Source organism: Streptomyces anulatus, assembly GCF_000721175.1.
Taxonomy (GTDB): Bacteria; Actinomycetota; Actinomycetes; order Streptomycetales; family Streptomycetaceae; genus Streptomyces; species Streptomyces anulatus_C.
Genome location: NZ_JOEZ01000012.1, coordinates 154,941 through 171,322 on the forward strand (window position 1 = coordinate 154,941; position 16,382 = coordinate 171,322).

General features: G+C 69.7%; 12 protein-coding genes. 4 read left to right on the forward strand and 8 right to left on the reverse strand.

Going from position 1 to position 16,382, the window contains the following annotated elements; all coding sequences use genetic code 11:
- Positions 1–14: 14 nt before the first annotated feature.
- Both dop and arc read right to left on the reverse strand, forming a co-directional pair.
- Positions 15–1,526 carry a depupylase/deamidase Dop gene (gene dop, locus IG90_RS0115310; protein WP_078585326.1) on the reverse strand — a complete coding sequence of 504 codons (1,512 nt, stop codon included), beginning with the start codon at positions 1,524–1,526 and terminating at the stop codon, positions 15–17.
- Positions 1,527–1,766: 240 nt separating this feature from the next.
- Positions 1,767–3,533, reverse strand: a complete 1,767-nt coding sequence (arc, locus tag IG90_RS0115315) for a proteasome ATPase (protein WP_030583641.1) — start codon at positions 3,531–3,533, stop codon at positions 1,767–1,769.
- 240 nt (positions 3,534–3,773) lie between these two features.
- Here arc and IG90_RS0115320 point away from each other — a divergent pair, with 240 nt between their 5' ends.
- Positions 3,774–4,085 (forward strand): ferredoxin, encoded by a 312-nt coding sequence (locus IG90_RS0115320; RefSeq protein WP_030583645.1) that lies wholly within the window; start codon positions 3,774–3,776, stop codon positions 4,083–4,085.
- A gap of 52 nt (positions 4,086–4,137) precedes the next feature.
- On the opposite strand, the gene IG90_RS0115325 is transcribed toward IG90_RS0115320, so the two are convergent.
- From IG90_RS0115325 to IG90_RS0115335, 3 genes are all read right to left on the reverse strand, one after another.
- Positions 4,138–4,719 carry a hypothetical protein gene (locus tag IG90_RS0115325; RefSeq protein ID WP_030583648.1) on the reverse strand — a complete coding sequence of 194 codons (582 nt, stop codon included), beginning with the start codon at positions 4,717–4,719 and terminating at the stop codon, positions 4,138–4,140.
- Between the two features lie 124 nt (positions 4,720–4,843).
- On the reverse strand, positions 4,844–5,755 hold the full coding sequence (locus IG90_RS0115330; protein ID WP_030583650.1) for a tRNA (adenine-N1)-methyltransferase: 912 nt from the start codon (positions 5,753–5,755) through the stop codon (positions 4,844–4,846).
- Positions 5,756–5,818: 63 nt separating this feature from the next.
- Positions 5,819–7,069 (reverse strand): site-2 protease family protein, encoded by a 1,251-nt coding sequence (locus IG90_RS0115335; RefSeq protein ID WP_030583653.1) that lies wholly within the window; start codon positions 7,067–7,069, stop codon positions 5,819–5,821.
- A 177-nt stretch (positions 7,070–7,246) separates the two neighbouring features.
- Between IG90_RS0115335 and IG90_RS0115340 the strand changes: the two genes are divergently transcribed.
- Complete coding sequence (locus IG90_RS0115340) at positions 7,247–8,092, forward strand: RecB family exonuclease (RefSeq protein ID WP_030583656.1); 846 nt, start codon at positions 7,247–7,249, stop codon at positions 8,090–8,092.
- Between the two features lie 9 nt (positions 8,093–8,101).
- Complete coding sequence (locus IG90_RS0115345) at positions 8,102–8,773, forward strand: response regulator (protein WP_003970158.1); 672 nt, start codon at positions 8,102–8,104, stop codon at positions 8,771–8,773.
- 87 nt (positions 8,774–8,860) lie between these two features.
- Here the strand turns inward: IG90_RS0115345 and IG90_RS0115350 are convergent, their stop codons facing one another.
- The 3 genes from IG90_RS0115350 to metH all read right to left on the reverse strand — a co-directional run bounded on the left by IG90_RS0115350 (position 8,861) and on the right by metH (position 15,160).
- The gene (locus IG90_RS0115350) at positions 8,861–10,459 is read right to left on the reverse strand and encodes an ABC transporter substrate-binding protein (RefSeq protein ID WP_030583659.1); all 1,599 of its coding nucleotides are present in this window, start codon (positions 10,457–10,459) and stop codon (positions 8,861–8,863) included.
- Between the two features lie 322 nt (positions 10,460–10,781).
- A complete protein-coding gene (locus tag IG90_RS0115355; protein WP_030583663.1) occupies positions 10,782–11,492 on the reverse strand; it encodes an HAD family hydrolase in 711 nt (236 codons plus the stop codon).
- Positions 11,493–11,635: 143 nt separating this feature from the next.
- Positions 11,636–15,160, reverse strand: coding sequence for a methionine synthase (metH, locus tag IG90_RS0115360; protein ID WP_030583667.1), 3,525 nt, complete (start codon positions 15,158–15,160; stop codon positions 11,636–11,638).
- Between the two features lie 239 nt (positions 15,161–15,399).
- On the opposite strand from metH, the gene IG90_RS0115365 reads away from it, so the two are divergent.
- Positions 15,400–16,164, forward strand: a complete 765-nt coding sequence (locus tag IG90_RS0115365; protein WP_030583670.1) for an IclR family transcriptional regulator — start codon at positions 15,400–15,402, stop codon at positions 16,162–16,164.
- Positions 16,165–16,382 lie beyond the last annotated feature (218 nt).

Consider the following 16,382-nt stretch of genomic DNA (forward strand, 5'->3'; position numbering starts at 1 on the left):
AGCCCGGAGGCCTTTCAGCCGCCCGACAGCGACCGGACCAGCTCTTCCGCCGTACGGCAACGGTCCAGCAGATCCTTCACGTGCTCCTTCGTCCCGCGCAGCGGCTCCAGGGTGGGCACGCGCTGCAGGGAGTCGCGGTCCGGCAGGTCGAAGATCACCGAGTCCCAGGAGGCCGCCGCCACGTCGTCGGCGTACTGCTCCAGGCAGCGGCCCCGGAAGTAGGCCCTGGTGTCCTCCGGAGGCTTCGTACGGGCCCTGGTGACGTCGTCCTCGTCCAGGAGGCGCTTCATCTTCCCGCGGGCCGCGAGGCGGTTGTAGAGGCCCTTGTCGGGCCGTACGTCCGCGTACTGGAGGTCCACCAGATGCAGCCGGGGAGCGTCCCAGTCCAGCGCGTCGCGGCGACGGTAGCCCTCCATGAGCTCCCGCTTGGCGATCCAGTCCAGCTCGCCCGACAAGCTCATCGGATCCGTCTCCAGCCGGTTGAGGGTGTCCTCCCAGCGGGTCAGGATGTCCTTGGTCTGCTCGTCGGCGTCCGCGCCGTACCGCTCGTCGACGTACTTGCGGGCCAGTTCGAAGTACTCCATCTGCAGCTGGACCGCGGTGAGTGTCCGGCCGCCGCGGAGCGTGATCAGCTGCCGCAGGTCCGGGTCGTGCGAGACCTGGTGCAGCGTGCGCACGGGCTGGTCGACCGCGAGGTCGACGTTGATGAAGGCGTCCTCGATCATGGACAGCACCAGGGACGTGGTGCCGAGCTTGAGATAGGTGGAGATCTCCGAGAGGTTGGCATCGCCGATGATCACATGGAGCCGGCGGTACTTCTCCGCGTCGGAGTGGGGTTCGTCCCGGGTGTTGATGATGGGGCGCTTGAGTGTGGTCTCCAGGCCGACCTCGACCTCGAAGTAGTCGGCGCGCTGGCTGATCTGGAACCCGTGCTCGTGGCCGTCCTGGCCGATGCCGACCCGGCCCGCGCCCGTGACGACCTGGCGCGAGACGAAGAACGGCGTCAGATGGCGCACGATGTCCGAGAACGGCGTCTCCCGCTGCATGAGGTAGTTCTCGTGCGTGCCGTAGGAGGCGCCCTTGTTGTCGGTGTTGTTCTTGTAGAGGTGGATCGGCTGCGCGCCCGGAATGACGGCCGCCCGCTCGGCGGCCTCCGCCATGATCCGCTCGCCGGCCTTGTCCCAGAGCACCGCGTCGAGCGGATTGGTGATCTCCGGGGAGCTGTACTCGGGGTGCGCGTGGTCGACGTACAGCCGGGCACCGTTGGTGAGGATGACATTGGCCAGGCCGATGTCCTCGTCGGTGAGCTGGCTGGAGTCGGCGGTCTCACGGGCGAGGTCGAAGCCTCGCGCGTCACGCAGCGGGTTCTCCTCCTCGAAGTCCCAGCGGGCGCGTCGCGCCCGGTGCATCGCCGCCGCGTAGGCGTTCACGATCTGGGACGAGGTGAGCATGGCATTGGCGTTGGGGTGGCCGGGGACGGAGATCCCGTACTCCGTCTCGATGCCCATTACTCGCCGTACGGTCATGCGGCCCTCCTTGCCCGGCGTCGGTCCCGTCCGGGAGCGACGCTCAAGTACCGCTGCTGTGTCCGGTGCGTGTGCGGTGCCCGTCCCGTCACCGCACTGCGCGACTCGGCGGTACCGCAGAGCCTAGAGCGCCTCTGCGCCGGTGGGGAGATCAATTACGACATTGCTCCGGCATGGCCGGAACGGGGGAATGCAACCGGCTGCGGAGGCCCCTGGGGGCTTCCGCAGCCGATCCGCGTATTACAGGTACTGGCCGGTATTGGCCACCGTATCGATGGAGCGTCCGGTGTCCGCGCCCTGCTTTCCGGTGACGAGTGTGCGGATGAAGACGATCCGCTCACCCTTCTTACCGGAAATCCTGGCCCAGTCGTCCGGGTTGGTGGTGTTCGGCAGGTCCTCGTTCTCCTTGAACTCGTCCACGCAGGCCTGCAGGAGATGAGCGACCCGCAGACCCTTCTGGCCCTGTTCCAGGAAGTCCTTGATGGCCATTTTCTTTGCCCGGTCGACGATGTTCTGAATCATCGCGCCGGAGTTGAAGTCCTTGAAGTACAGGACTTCCTTGTCGCCGTTGGCGTACGTGACCTCGAGGAAGCGGTTCTCCTCGGACTCCGTGTACATCCGCTCCACGACGGACTGGATCATGGCGTGGGCCGCGGCCGGCCGGGAGCCGGTGTGCTCGGCCAGATCGTCCGCGTGCAGCGGGAGCGACGGGGTCAGGTACTTGGCGAAGATGTCCTTCGCCGCCTCGGCGTCCGGACGCTCGATCTTGATCTTCACATCGAGACGGCCGGGTCGCAGGATGGCGGGGTCGATCATGTCCTCGCGGTTGGAGGCGCCGATGACGATGACGTTCTCCAGGCCTTCCACCCCGTCGATCTCGGCGAGCAGCTGCGGGACGATGGTGTTCTCCACGTCCGAGCTGACGCCGCTGCCGCGGGTGCGGAAGAGGGACTCCATCTCGTCGAAGAAGACGATGACGGGGGTGCCCTCGCTCGCCTTCTCCCTCGCACGCTGGAAGACCAGGCGGATGTGCCGCTCGGTCTCGCCGACGTACTTGTTGAGGAGCTCGGGGCCCTTGATATTGAGGAAGTAGCTCTTCCCCGTGGGCTGCCCGGTGACCTCGGCGACCTTCTTGGCGAGCGAATTGGCGACGGCCTTGGCGATGAGCGTCTTGCCACAGCCGGGCGGACCGTAGAGCAGGATGCCCTTCGGCGGCCGCAGCTCGTGTTCCTTGAAGAGGTCGGGGTGCAGATACGGAAGCTCGACCGCGTCGCGGATCAGCTCGATCTGGTCGCCCAGGCCGCCGATCTTGTCGTAGTCGATGTCCGGGACCTCTTCGAGGACGAGCTCCTCGACCTCGCTCTTGGGAACCACCTCGTAGACGTACCCGGACCTGGAGTCCAGGAGCAGGGCGTCGCCGGCGCGGATGGTGATGTCCAGCAGCGGCTCGGCCAGCCGCACCACCCTCTCCTCGTCGGTGTGCCCGACCACCAGGGCGCGCTCGCCGTCCTCGAGGATCTCCTTGAGGGTGACGATGTCCCCGGCCCGCTCGTACTCCATGGCCTCGACCACGTTGAGCGCTTCGTTGAGCATGACCTCCTGGCCACGCCGGAGGTCCTCGAGCTCGACACTGGGGCTCACGTTCACCCGGAGCTTGCGGCCCCCGGTGAAGATGTCACAGGTGCCGTCCTCGTTGGCCTGCAGGAAGACGCCGAAGCCGGCCGGCGGCTGTGCGAGCCGGTCGACCTCCTCCTTGAGGGCCACGATCTGGTCACGCGCCTCACGGAGCGTGTTGGCGAGCCGCTCGTTCTGCGCGGACACGCCTGCCAGGTTCGTCTGCAACTCGACGATCCGCTCTTCGAGAATCCTCGTATGACGCGGAGAGTCGGCGAGCTTACGTCGCAGGACGGCGATTTCCTGCTCGAGATAGGCAACCTGGCCGGCTGGGTCTTCCGACCCTCGCGCGGGCCGGATGCCGCGGTTGATGTCGTCGTCGTGGGCTGCCACGGTCCTCACCTCCTCCATGGGGAGCTGGACGCTTCCTGACCCTACCTGGGTGGGTGGTGATTGAAACCCCTAGATCACAAAGACTGCGGGGTGTGTCCGATCTTCACCCTTGCGCTCTCCCTCACGCCAAGGGAATACCCACCCTGCGGCGCCGGAAAGCCGCCGGTTGTATCGTCGAACTGTTCAACACCCGTCAGGGCTGGCTCCAATTGGTTCAGATACGCAGGAACGGCAGGACACATGACCGTGCAGCAGGACTCGCCGGGCGACAGTGACACGCAGGACCTGGAGGTCTGGATCGATCAGGACCTCTGTACGGGCGACGGCATCTGTGTGCAGTACGCCCCCGATGTCTTCGAGCTGGACATCGACGGCCTGGCGTACGTGAAGAGCGGCGACGACGAGCTCCTGCAGAACCCGGGGGCGACCACTCCGGTGCCGCTGCCGCTCCTCCAGGACGTCGTGGATTCGGCCAAGGAGTGCCCCGGGGACTGCATCCACGTGCGGCGCGTCAGGGACAGCGTCGAGGTGTACGGGCCGGACGCCGACTGACCGGTCGGGGCCCGGCGCCCGGACCCGGCGGTCGAAGGCCCTCGAGGGTCGCTCAGACGCTTCGGGCCAGGTCCCCGGAAGTGCGGACGAAGGACTGTCCCTTCCACCGCCAGGAGGCCTGTTCCTCCTGGTCGGGGCAGCAGCGGGGGACGTCGAGCGAGGAGTAGCCGAGCAGGGTCGCCGAGACCACGCCGTCGCGTACGGCGAAGTCCCCGATCGTCTTCTTGTCAGCGGGGTCCACCAGGGTCGCCACGACCCGGGGTGCGGCCCCGCTGCTCTGTGTCAGGACGTAGATGCCGCCCGGCGGGGTCCCCGATCCGGCGGCGCAGTGCACCACGGCGACGGTTTCCGGCCGCCCGTCGCCGTCGAGGTCTCCGGAGGCCTGTTTCGCGACGGTCGTCCCGGCGCCGCCGCACTCCAGCGGGAAGTCCACGCCGGACGGGTCCGGGGCGGGCGCGGGAGCGCCGTGCTGCGTGGTGGTCCGCTGCTCGGGGGCCGTGGCGGTCGCGGTGGCCGTACGGGGCTGGAGCAGCCCGGCCAGCGCGACGACTCCCGCCATCGCCGCGGCCGTGGCGAGCCAGTGCACCGGCTTGGCGGCGGTGTGGGCGAGATCCGGGAGCGCGGGGGTCTGCACGCGGTATGTCTCCTGATGGTTCCTGGAAGCCCGGTGAAGGGTGGGGAACACCCCCCGAGGGGTGGCCAGCATCGTGCCACACCTCACACCCGGGCGGAACGGCGGCGCCGGTGCGTTGTACGGATCAGCTACGGGAGGCGGCGGAGCCGCTCTGGCTGCCGGGTCCGTCGTAGTCGTCGCCGTAGGCGCCCTTGGACGGGCGGCGGCGGCGCAGCGGCGGCTCGACGCCGTCCGCGAGGCGGCGGGCGGTGACCAGGAAGCCGGTGTGGCCGATCATCCGGTGGTCGGGGCGGACGGCGAGGCCCTCCACGTGCCAGTTGCGGATCATCGACTCCCAGGGCTGCGGTTCGGCGAAGCAGCCGATCTCGCGGATGGACTCGACGGTGCGCGAGAGCTGGGTGGTGGTGGCGACGTAGGCGCAGAGGATGCCGCCGGGCACCAGGGCCTTGGAGACCGCCTCCAGACACTCCCAGGGGGCGAGCATGTCCAGCACGACGCGGTCGACGTCGGTGTCGGAGAGGTTGTCCTGGAGGTCGCCGACGGTCAGCTGCCAGGCGGGGTGCGGCGAGCCGAAGTAGCGCTCGACGTTCTGCTGGGCGATCTCGGCGAAGTCCTCGCGGCGCTCATAGGAGTGCAGCATGCCCTGCTCACCGATGGCGCGCAGCAGGAAGGTGCTGAGCGAGCCGGATCCGACCCCGGCCTCCACGACGCGGGCGCCGGGGAAGATGTCGGCGAAGGCCAGGATCTGCCCCGCGTCCTTGGGGTAGACCACGGCGGCGCCGCGGGGCATGGACAGGACGTAGTCGGGGAGCAGGGGGCGCAGCGCGAGATAGGCGACGTTTCCCGTGGTTCGGACAACACTGCCCTCGGGAGCACCGATCAGCTCGTCGTGCGGGAAAGAACCCTTGTGGGTGTGGAAGTTCTTTCCGGCCTCGAGCGTGAAGGTGTAGTGGCGGCCCTTGGGGTCGGTGAGCTGTACCTGGTCCCCGACCTTGAAGGGCCCGCGTCGGCGGGCGGCACCGGTCGGTTCAGACATGTGACCAGCCTACCGGTGATTCCCGGGCCGCCGACCGCCCGGCCCTCGGGGTGGAACGGGCCCTCAGGCTCCGGGGCGGGCCATGGCCTTGACGAAGGCGCGCTCCACGTCGGCGGTGGACAGGACCCCGTAGATCTGGCCGGTCTCCTCGACGACCAGGTACTCGGTGGCGGGGGTGGCCTTGAGCCGGTCCAGGAGGGCTTCGCCGGCCAGTTCCGCGGGGACCTTCATGCCGTCGGTGAGGTCCTGGGCGAGGCCGCTGACGGCGACCCAGGGGCGGCGGTGTTCGGGGACGCCTGCGATGGCGGCCTCGCGGACGACGCCCTTGGGGTTGCCCTGTCCGTCGACGACGACCAGGGCGCGGGCGCCGGCCTCGTTGGCCCGGCGCAGCGCTTCGGAGAGCGGGGTGGCGGACTCGACGGGGACCGCGCGGCGGGTCAGGGTGCGGGCCCGGAGGTCGGGAAGGTGCTCGCGGAGGCGGGCCATGCGCAGACTGTTCCCGGCGCCCGTCCAGATGATGCCGGCGAGGATCGCGGCGAGCAGCGCGTCCATGACGGTCTCGACGCCGCCGATGTCCTGGGCGGATCCGCCGAGCGTTCCGGTGTGGGTGAGCAGCGGCAGTCCGACGAGGACGACGACGGCGAGGCCGCGGCCGACCCAGGCGGCGGCGATGGTGCCGCTCATGGGCTTGCCGGTGATCTTCCAGACGACGGCGCGGAGCATCCGGCCGCCGTCGAGGGGCAGGCCGGGCAGCAGGTTGAAGGCGGCCACGATGAGGTTGGAGATCATCAGGCCCGCGAGCAGGACGCCGGGGACCGTGCCGGGCTCGACGAACTGCATCGCGCCGTAGAAGACGCCGCCGAGGACCAGGGACAGGAGCGGTCCGACGAAGGCGAGGACGAACTCGCGGCCGGGTGTCTCGCTCTCCTTCTCGATCTCCGAGACGCCGCCGAAGAACTGGAGCTGGATGCGGCGGACCGGCAGCTTGTAGCGCAGGGCGGCGACCGTGTGGGCCAGTTCGTGGACGAGCACGGAGGCGTAGAAGGCGATGGCGAAGAACAGGGCGACGAGGTAACGGGCGCCGCCCAGCTCGGGCAGCACGCGGTCGAGCTGGCCGCCGAACACCCAGGTGATCAGCGCGGCGACGACGAACCAGCTGGGGGCGACGTAGACGGGCACGCCGAAGGGGCGGCCCATGAGCAGCCCGCCGCCCGGTTCCGCGGGGCGTTTCGGCCGGCCGTTCTCGGGGTCGGTGCCGGGGGCCGTTCCCCCTGCGCCGGGCTGCGGCCGCCCGCTGTCGCCGCTCTCGTCCACGGGGTCCCTTCGGTTCGGTGAGTGGCCTTTGCCACGATCATGCAGTGTGCGAGGGTCTGCCGTCGATGGTATGCCGCTGGGTGTCAGTGGCGGGCCGTAGGGTCTGGAGACATGACTTCCGTGCCGCGGCCGCCTCAGCCGCCTTCGTCCCTGTCGCCGTCGCGGGCGAGCGATTTCATGCAGTGTCCCTTGCTCTACCGCTTCCGGGTCATCGACAAGCTGCCGGAGAAGCCCAGCGAAGCGGCTACCCGCGGCACGCTGGTCCATGCGGTGCTGGAGCGGCTCTTCGACGCCCCGGCGGCCGACCGTACGGCGCCGCGGGCGCGGGCGCTGATTCCCGGCCAGTGGGACCGGCTGCTGGAGTCGAAGCCGGAGCTGACCGAGCTGTTCGCCGGGGACACCGGGGGCGAGCGCCTGTCGCGCTGGCTGGGTGAGGCGGAGCGGCTGGTGGAGCGGTGGTTCTCGCTGGAGGACCCGACGCGTCTCGAGCCGGCGGAGCGCGAGCTGTTCGTCGAGACGGAGCTGGAGTCGGGGCTGCGGCTGCGCGGGGTGATCGACCGGGTGGACGTCGCGCCGAGCGGCGAGGTCCGGATCGTCGACTACAAGACGGGGAAGGCGCCGCGGCCGGAGTATTCCGAGGGGCCGCTGTTCCAGATGACGTTCTACGCGCTGGTGATCTGGCGGCTGAAGGGCGTCGTGCCGCGCCGCCTCCAGCTGGTCTACCTGGGCAGTGGGGACGTGCTGACGTACGACCCGGTGGTGGCGGACCTGGAGCGGGTGGAGCGCAAGCTGCTGGCGCTGTGGGACGCGATCGCGCTGGCGACGAGGACCGGTGACTGGCGGCCCCGGCCGACGAAGCTGTGCGGCTGGTGCGACCACCAGGCGGTGTGTCCGGAATTCGGCGGGACTCCCCCGGTCTATCCGCTGTCGGTCCGCCCGGCGGATTCGGGCGAGGACGGCCAGGGCAGAATGGGACCGGTCCAGGCCGAGGCCGGCCGAGCCGTGGCCCTTGAGGGCCCTTAAGGAGTTCCTGTGGCGATCCGCGTCCTTCTGGTCGATGACCAGCCTCTGCTGCGCACCGGTTTCCGGATGATCCTGGAGGCCGAAGGCGATCTGGCGGTGGTCGGTGAGGCCGGTGACGGTCTGCAGGCCATCGATCAGGTGCGGGCGCTGCAGCCCGATGTGGTGCTGATGGACATCCGGATGCCGCGGATGGACGGGGTGGAGGCGACCCGTCAGATCACCGGCCCCGGGAAGGACGGCCCGGCGAAGGTGCTGGTGCTGACCACCTTCGATCTCGACGAGTACGTGGTGGAGGCGCTGCGTGCGGGGGCGAGCGGCTTCCTGCTGAAGGACGCTCCGGCCGCCGAGCTGGTGCAGGCGATCCGGGTGGTGGCTGCGGGCGAGGCGATGCTCGCGCCGAGCATCACGCGCCGGCTGCTGGACAAGTACGCGGACCACCTGCCGTCCGGTGAGGATCCGGTGCCGGACGCGCTGCACACGCTGACGGACCGTGAGGTCGAGGTGTTGAAGCTGGTGGCGCGGGGGCTGTCCAACGCGGAGATCGCGGCGGATCTGTTCGTCAGCGAGACGACGGTCAAGACGCATGTGGGCCATGTGCTCACGAAGTTGGGCCTGCGCGACCGGGTGCAGGCCGCGGTGTACGCGTACGAGAGCGGGCTGGTGCGCCCGGGCGCGCAGTAGCGGTCCACGCCCCGCGCAGAAGCCGTCCGGCCCGCCCCCGTCCTGTCGCAGGAGAGGGGACGGGCCGGACGGCTTTCCGGTCAGGTCTCAGACGCTGGGGCGGTTGAGCTCCCAGAGCTGGAGCTCGGAAGTGGCGCTGACGGAGCGCTCCACCCCGGCGATCCCGTCGCGGGAGGCGACGTACTGCTTGCCCTGCCAGATCGGGAGCACCGGCACGTCGTCGGCGACGATGTCCTGGAGCTTCTCGTAGGTGGTGGCGGTGGCGGTGCGGTCGGCCTCGCGGCGGGACTGCGGGATGAGGACCTTCTGCGCCTCGCGCGACCGGTAGGGCGAGTTGAGGAAGTTGTTCTCGTCCAGGAAGGGTGCGGTGTAGTTGTCCGGGTCCGGGAAGTCGGGGAACCAGCCCATGCCGTACGCGGCGTAGTCGCCACGCTTCTGCTCGGCGCGGTACTTCGACCACTCCGTGCCCTGGACGGAGACCTCGAAGAGACCGGAGCTGTTCAGCTGCTGCCGGATCGCCTTGAACTCCTCGGCGGTGGCCGAGCCGTAGTGGTCGTCGGTGTAGTGCAGGGTGAACTTCACCGGCGTCTTGATCCCGGCGTCGCGGAGGATCGCCCGGGCCTTGGCGGTGCTGGGCTCGCCGTACTTGTTGAAGAAGGCGTTGGTGTGCCCGGCAATGCTGGAGGGGATCAGTGAGTAGAGCGGTTCGGCGGTGGTGCCGTACACCTTGCCCGCGATCTCGCCCCGGTCGATGATCTGCGCCATGGCCTGCCGGACGGACTTGTTGACCACGGGGTCCTTGGTGTTGAACCCGAGGTAGCTGATGGCCAGGCCGGGCATCTCGGTGAGCTCGATGCCTTCCTTCGGTTCCACGAGCATGTCGTGAGCCTGCTCGGGCGACATGGCCCGGGTCATCATGTGGATCTCCTTCTCCTCGAGCGCCTTGCCCATGGCCTCGGCGTCCGGGAAGAGGTCCATCTCGACCTCGTCGTTGAGCACCTTCAGCTCGCCCTTGTACGAGGAGTTCCTGGTGAAGGAGATCTTGACGACCCGGCCGTCCTCGACCTGCGGCTTCATGGTGTACGGGCCGGAGCCGTTCACCTGGAAGCCGGTGCGCGCCTGCTTCGCCGGGTACTGCGCCTTCGGGACGATGCCGGCGGCGGGGGTGGCGAGCTTGTACGGGAAGGTCGCGTCGGGCGTGTTCAGGTGGAAGATCACCTGGTCGTCGCCCTTGGTCTCGATCATGTCGATGTTGGCGAGCAGGCCGACCGGTCCGCTGTCCGAGTCGATGTCGATGACGCGCTGGATGGAGTGCTTCACGTCCTCGGCGGTCACGGGCGTCCCGTCGGCGAACGTGAGGCCCGCGCGCAGGGTGCAGCGGTAGCTCTCGTTCGCGGTGTCGGTGAAGGTGCAGCTGCGGGCGGCCTCGGGCACCGGCTCGCCGCCGCCGTTGGGCACCGTGGTCAGGGTCTGCACGGTCTGCCGCAGGACGTTCCAGACGCCCGCTTCGTAGCCGATGGCCGGGTCGAGCGGCGCGGGGTTCTCCTCGGAGGCCACCAGCTGATCCGTGGTGCCGACGACGATGGCTCCCCTGCCACCGGCGCCGCTGTCCGTGCTGCCGCAGGCGGCGAGCACGGGGGCGAGCAGGCCGACGACGGCCGGCAGCACCAGGGTCTTGCGCTTCATCTGGACGTTCTCCCTCATCCCGGCAGGTGAGGAATCAAAGTTAGTAGCCGTGGGTGACCCCTCCGACCGTCCGGAGGGCGGCTCATGGTCCCCCGGCGCCCGGAGGGGGCGACATACGGCCACCATTACGGACAGCTCACCCGATCCCGGCGGGCTGCCGGGGACATTCAGGTGAGGAAGGTCACCCGTCCGCCCTCTTCACAGACGCACCCCGTAGCTGATCCACGTCCACGGAACGTTGCCGGAACGCACACGCGGGGGAGCAGAAAATCCGCTGTTCGTTCACAAACGCGCCCTCGGTGCGGATGCCCTCCGACGGGGGTCAGCCCGTCCCGCCCGCTCCGGTGACGAGCGTGCGCAGGAAGGCGAGGTCGACCTCTTCGAGGGAGCCGACGACGACGCGTCCGGCCGCGGGCGCGATGGGGGCGACGGACGGTACGGCGACGACCCGGCATCCGGCGGCCTCGGCGGCGGCCACGCCCGTCCCGGTGTCCTCGATGACGGCGCAGCGCCAGGGGTCGGCGCCGAAGCCCGCGGCGGCGGTCAGGTAGGGCTCGGGGTGGGGCTTGGTGCGGGCGACCTCGTCCCCGGCGACCGTGAGCGCGAAGTGGTGGCGGCCCACCGACTCAAGCACCCGGTCGATGATCCGGCGGTGGGAGGCCGAGACGAGGGCGGTGGGCACCTCGTAGGCGGCCAGTTCGGCGAGCAGCCGCTCGGCCCCCGGCATCAGCTCCACGCCGCGCACGAGGTGCTTCTCGAATCCGTCGTTGAGCAGCACGGTCAGTTCGTCCAGCCGGATGTCCGCGCCGGTGACGTCGAGCAGGTAGCCGGCGCTGCGGGTCATCGGACCGCCGACGACCACGTCCCGCCAGGACTCGTCCAGCCGGTGCCCGAGGTCGGCGAAGACCTGCTTCTCGACGTCCCACCAGTAGCCCTCGGTATCGACCAGGGTTCCGTCCATGTCGAGAAGGACCGCCTGCAGGGCGGCGCCTTCGGCCGTGCGGGTCAAGGACGCGGGGACCGTACTGGTCATCCGGCACACCTTCCGTAAGGGACGAGAAGGCCGGCCGCCATTCCCGAAAAGGGAAGGGCGACCGGCCTGCACTGGACCGACCAGTGTACGACGTCTCCGGCCACGGCGCGCGAAGGGCGCGTGACCGCGGGGCGAAGTCCGTCCTACCGGGCGTTGAAGTACTTCGCCTCGGGGTGGTGGATGACGATGGCGTCGGTGGACTGCTCCGGGTGGAGCTGGAACTCCTCGGAGAGGTGCACACCGATCCGCTCCGGCTGCAGGAGGCCGGCGATCTTCGCCCGGTCCTCGAGGTCCGGGCACGCCCCGTAACCGAGCGAGAACCGCGCGCCGCGGTACTTCAGCGCGAACATGTCCTCGACGTCCGCCGGGTCCTCCCCGGCGAAGCCGAGCTCGCTGCGGACCCGGGCGTGCCAGTACTCGGCGAGCGCCTCGGCGAGCTGGACGGACAGGCCGTGCAGCTCCAGGTAGTCGCGGTAGGAGTTCGCGGCGAACAGCTCGGCGGTGGCTTCGCCGATCCGGGAGCCGACGGTGACGATCTGGAGGCCGATGACGTCCGTCTCGCCGGATTCCTCGGGGCGGAAGAAGTCGGCGAGGCAGAGGCGGCGGCCGCGGCGCTGACGCGGGAAGGTGAAGCGGGTGCGCTCGGAGCCGTCGTCGTGCAGGAGGACCAGGTCGTCGCCCTTGGCGACGCAGGGGAAGTAGCCGTAGACGACGGCGGCTTCCAGGAGGTTGTTGGACTGGAGGTGGTCGAGCCAGCCGCGCAGGTGCGGGCGGCCCTCGGTCTCCACCAGCTCCTCGTACGTCGGTCCGTCGCCGGTCCGGTTCTGCTTGAGGCCCCACTGGCCCTTGAACAGGGCGCCCTCGTCGAGCCAGGAGGCGTAGTCCTTGAGCGGGATGCCCTTGATGACGCGGGTGCCCCAGAAGGGCGGCTCGGGGACCGGGTTGGTGGTGGAGACGTCCGAGCGCGCCGAGCCCTCGGGCTCCTCGACCTCCAGCACGGGGACGTCCCGCTTGGGGACCCTGCGCTGCTTGAGCTCGGGCAGGACCGCACCCGGCACGCCGCGCTTGACGCCGATGAGCGCGTCCATGAGGCGCAGGCCCTCGAAGGCGTCCCGGGCGTAGCGGACCTCGCCCTCGTAGATCTCGTGCAGGTCCTGCTCGACGTAGGCCCTGGTCAGCGCGGCGCCACCGAGGATCACCGGGAAGTCGGCGGCCATCTTGCGCTGGTTGAGCTCCTGGAGGTTCTCCTTCATGATCACGGTCGACTTCACCAGGAGACCGGACATGCCGATGACGTCGGCGCGGTGCTCCTCGGCGGCTTCCAGGATCGCCGAGACGGGCTGCTTGATGCCGAGGTTGACGACGTTGTAGCCGTTGTTGGAGAGGATGATGTCGACGAGGTTCTTGCCGATGTCGTGGACGTCGCCGCGGACGGTGGCGAGCACGATCGTGCCCTTGCCGACCGCGCCCTCGCCGTCAGTGACTTTCTCCATGTGCGGCTCCAGATGGGCCACCGCGCTCTTCATGACCTCGGCGGACTGGAGGACGAACGGCAGTTGCATCTGGCCGGAGCCGAACAGCTCGCCGACCACCTTCATGCCTTCCAGCAGCGTGTTGTTGACGATGTCCAGGGCCGGGGTGTCCTGGAGGGCCTCGTCGAGGTCGGCCTCCAGGCCGTTCTTCTCGCCGTCGATGATGCGGCGCTGGAGCCGCTCGTCCAGCGGAAGGGCCATCAGCTCCTCGGCCTTGCCCGCCTTCATCGACTTCATGTTGACGCCCTCGAAGAGCTCCATGAGCTTCTGGAGGGGGTCGTAGCCCTCGCTGCGGCGGTCGTAGATCAGGTCGAGGGCGACCTTGACCTGCTCCTCCTCCAGCCGGGCGATCGGCAGGATCTTCGAGGCGTGCACGATCGCGGAGTCCAGGCCCGCCTTGACGCACTCGTCGAGGAAGACGGAGTTCAGCACGACCCGGGCGGCCGGGTTCAGGCCGAAGGAGATGTTGGAGAGGCCCAGCGTGGTCTGGACGTCGGGGTGGCGCTTCTTCAGCTCGCGGATCGCCCCGATGGTGGCGATGCCGTCGCCGCGGGACTCCTCCTGACCGGTGCAGATGGTGAAGGTCAGGGTGTCGATGAGGATGTCGGACTCGTGGATGCCCCAGTTGGTGGTGAGGTCCTCGATCAGCCGCTCGGCGATGGCGACCTTGTGCTCGATCGTGCGGGCCTGGCCCTCCTCGTCGATCGTGAGCGCGATCAGGGCGGCGCCGTGCTCGGAGGCCAGCGCGCTGACCTGAGCGAAGCGGGACTCGGGGCCGTCCCCGTCCTCGTAGTTCACCGAGTTCAGCACCGCGCGGCCGCCGAGCTTCTCCAGGCCGGCGCGCAGGACGGGCAGCTCGGTGGAGTCCAGCACGATCGGGAGGGTGGAGGCGGTCGCGAACCGGCCGGCCAGCTCCGCCATGTCGGCGACGCCGTCGCGGCCCACGTAGTCGACGCAGAGGTCGAGCATGTGCGCGCCCTCGCGGATCTGGTCGCGGGCCATCTCCACGCAGTCGTCCCAGCGGGCCTCCAGCATGGCCTCGCGGAACTTCTTGGAGCCGTTGGCGTTGGTGCGCTCCCCGATCGCCAGGTAGGCGGTGTCCTGGCGGAAGGGGACCGTCTGGTAGAGCGAGGCCGCGCCGGGCTCGGGGCGCGGGTTCCGCTCGGCCGGCGTGAGCCCGCGGGCCCGCTCGACGACGGCCCGCAGGTGCTCGGGGGTCGTACCGCAGCAGCCGCCGATGAGGGACAGGCCGTAGTCCCGGACGAAGTTCTCCTGGGAGTCGGCGAGGCCTTCGGGGCCGAGCGGGAAGTGCGCGCCGTCCTTGGTGAGGACGGGCAGGCCGGCGTTGGGCATGCACATCAGGGGCGTACGGGAGTGGCGGGCGAGATAGCGCAGGTGCTCGCTCATCTCGTCCGGGCCGGTCGAGCAGTTCAGACCGATCAGGTCGATGCCCAGCGGCTCCAGGGCGGTCAGGGCGGCGCCGATCTCGGAGCCCAGCAGCATGACGCCGGTCGTCTCGAAGGCGAGGGAGCAGATCAGGGGCACGTCGATGCCGAGGGCGTCCATCGCCCGGCGCGCGCCGATGACGCTGGACTTGGTCTGCAGCAGGTCCTGGGTGGTCTCGACGATCAGGGCGTCCGAGCCGCCCGCGAGGAGGCCCTCGGCGTTCTTCTGATAGCCGTCGCGCAGGACGTCGTACGTGGTGTGGCCGAGCGAGGGCAGCTTGGTGCCGGGGCCGATCGAGCCGAGGACCCAGCGCTGGCGGCCGTCCTTTCCGGTGAACTCGTCCGCGACCTCGCGGGCGATCCGGGCGCCGGACTCGGAGAGCTCGAAGATCCGGTCGGCGATCTCGTACTCGTTGGCGGCGGAGTGGTTCGCGCCGAAGGTGTTGGTCTCGACGCAGTCGACGCCGACCGCGAAGTACTCCTCGTGGACGGAGCGCACGATGTCGGGCCGGGTGATGTTCAGGATCTCGTTGCAGCCTTCGAGGTTCTCGAAGTCCTCCAGAGTGGGGTCCTGCGCCTGGAGCATGGTGCCCATCGCCCCGTCGGCCACCACCACACGGGTGGCGAGTGCCTCTCGGAGCGCGTCTGCGCGGGTCCGGCTGTCGGCGGCGGATGTCGGCAACGAGGCCATGGATGATCTCCCAGGGATGCGACGGCTGTCGGCTTTGCGTCCTTCTTGGGGAAGGCGCACCACGCCAGCGTAGCCGGACAGCGCCCGGGGCCGTAGGTGCGTCCATGGGACGGACTGCATGCTGTGCGGGGCGCGGCACGTGCGGCCCGGTGGCGGACACTTTCCCAGGAGTCCGGCGAAGGTCGGCATCGACCGATAGTGTTCAGCATTGTCGAACCGAGGTGGAGGAGTACGGCGCGATGGCCAAGAACATCCAGTCGCTGGAGCGGGCGGCCGCGATGCTGCGTCTGCTGGCGGGCGGCGAGCGCCGGCTCGGGCTCTCCGACATCGCCTCCTCGCTGGGCCTGGCCAAGGGCACCGCGCACGGCATTCTGCGCACCCTCCAGCTGGAGGGCTTCGTCGAGCAGGACGCGACGTCGGGGCGCTACCAGCTGGGCGCGGAGCTGCTGCGGCTGGGCAACAGTTATCTGGACGTCCACGAACTGCGGGCGCGCGCCCTGGTCTGGACGGACGACCTGGCCCGCTCCAGCGGCGAGAGCGTCCACCTCGGGGTGCTGCACCAGCACGGCGTACTGATCGTCCACCACGTCTTCAGGCCCGACGACAGCCGCCAGGTGCTGGAGGTCGGGGCCATGCAGCCGCTGCACTCCACGGCGCTGGGCAAGGTGCTCTCCGCGTACGACCCGGTGGCCCACAGCGAGGTCATGGAGGCGGACCGCCGCTCCTTCACCGGGCGTACCGTCACCGCCGCCGACGAGTTCGAGGCGATGCTCGACCTGATCCGGGCCCAGGGCTGGGCCGCCGACGCCGAGGAGACCTGGGAGGGCGTCGCCGCCGTCTCCGCCCCGATCCACGACCGGCGCAGGATGCCGGTGGGCGCGGTGGCCGTGACGGGCGCGGTGGAGCGGGTGGCCCCGGGCGGCACGCTGCGCCCCGAGCTGATCGCGGCCGTACGCGACTGCGCCCGCGCGGTCTCCCGGGACCTGGGCGCCGGCCGCTTCTGACGGCCGGCACGGCCCGTACCCCCCACTCCCCGTACCGAACCACCCGCACTCCGTACCGAACCCACGTCGGCCCCCGCGCCCGGCGTGTCCGGTACGTCCGGGCCCTTCGCGGTAACGATCGCGTCGCGCACCGAGTCGTGGACCACAGAACCCTTGACGCTTCCTTCACTCGGGGGAAACACTGCCGTTCAACGGTCGGCATTGTCGAACGCCTAACG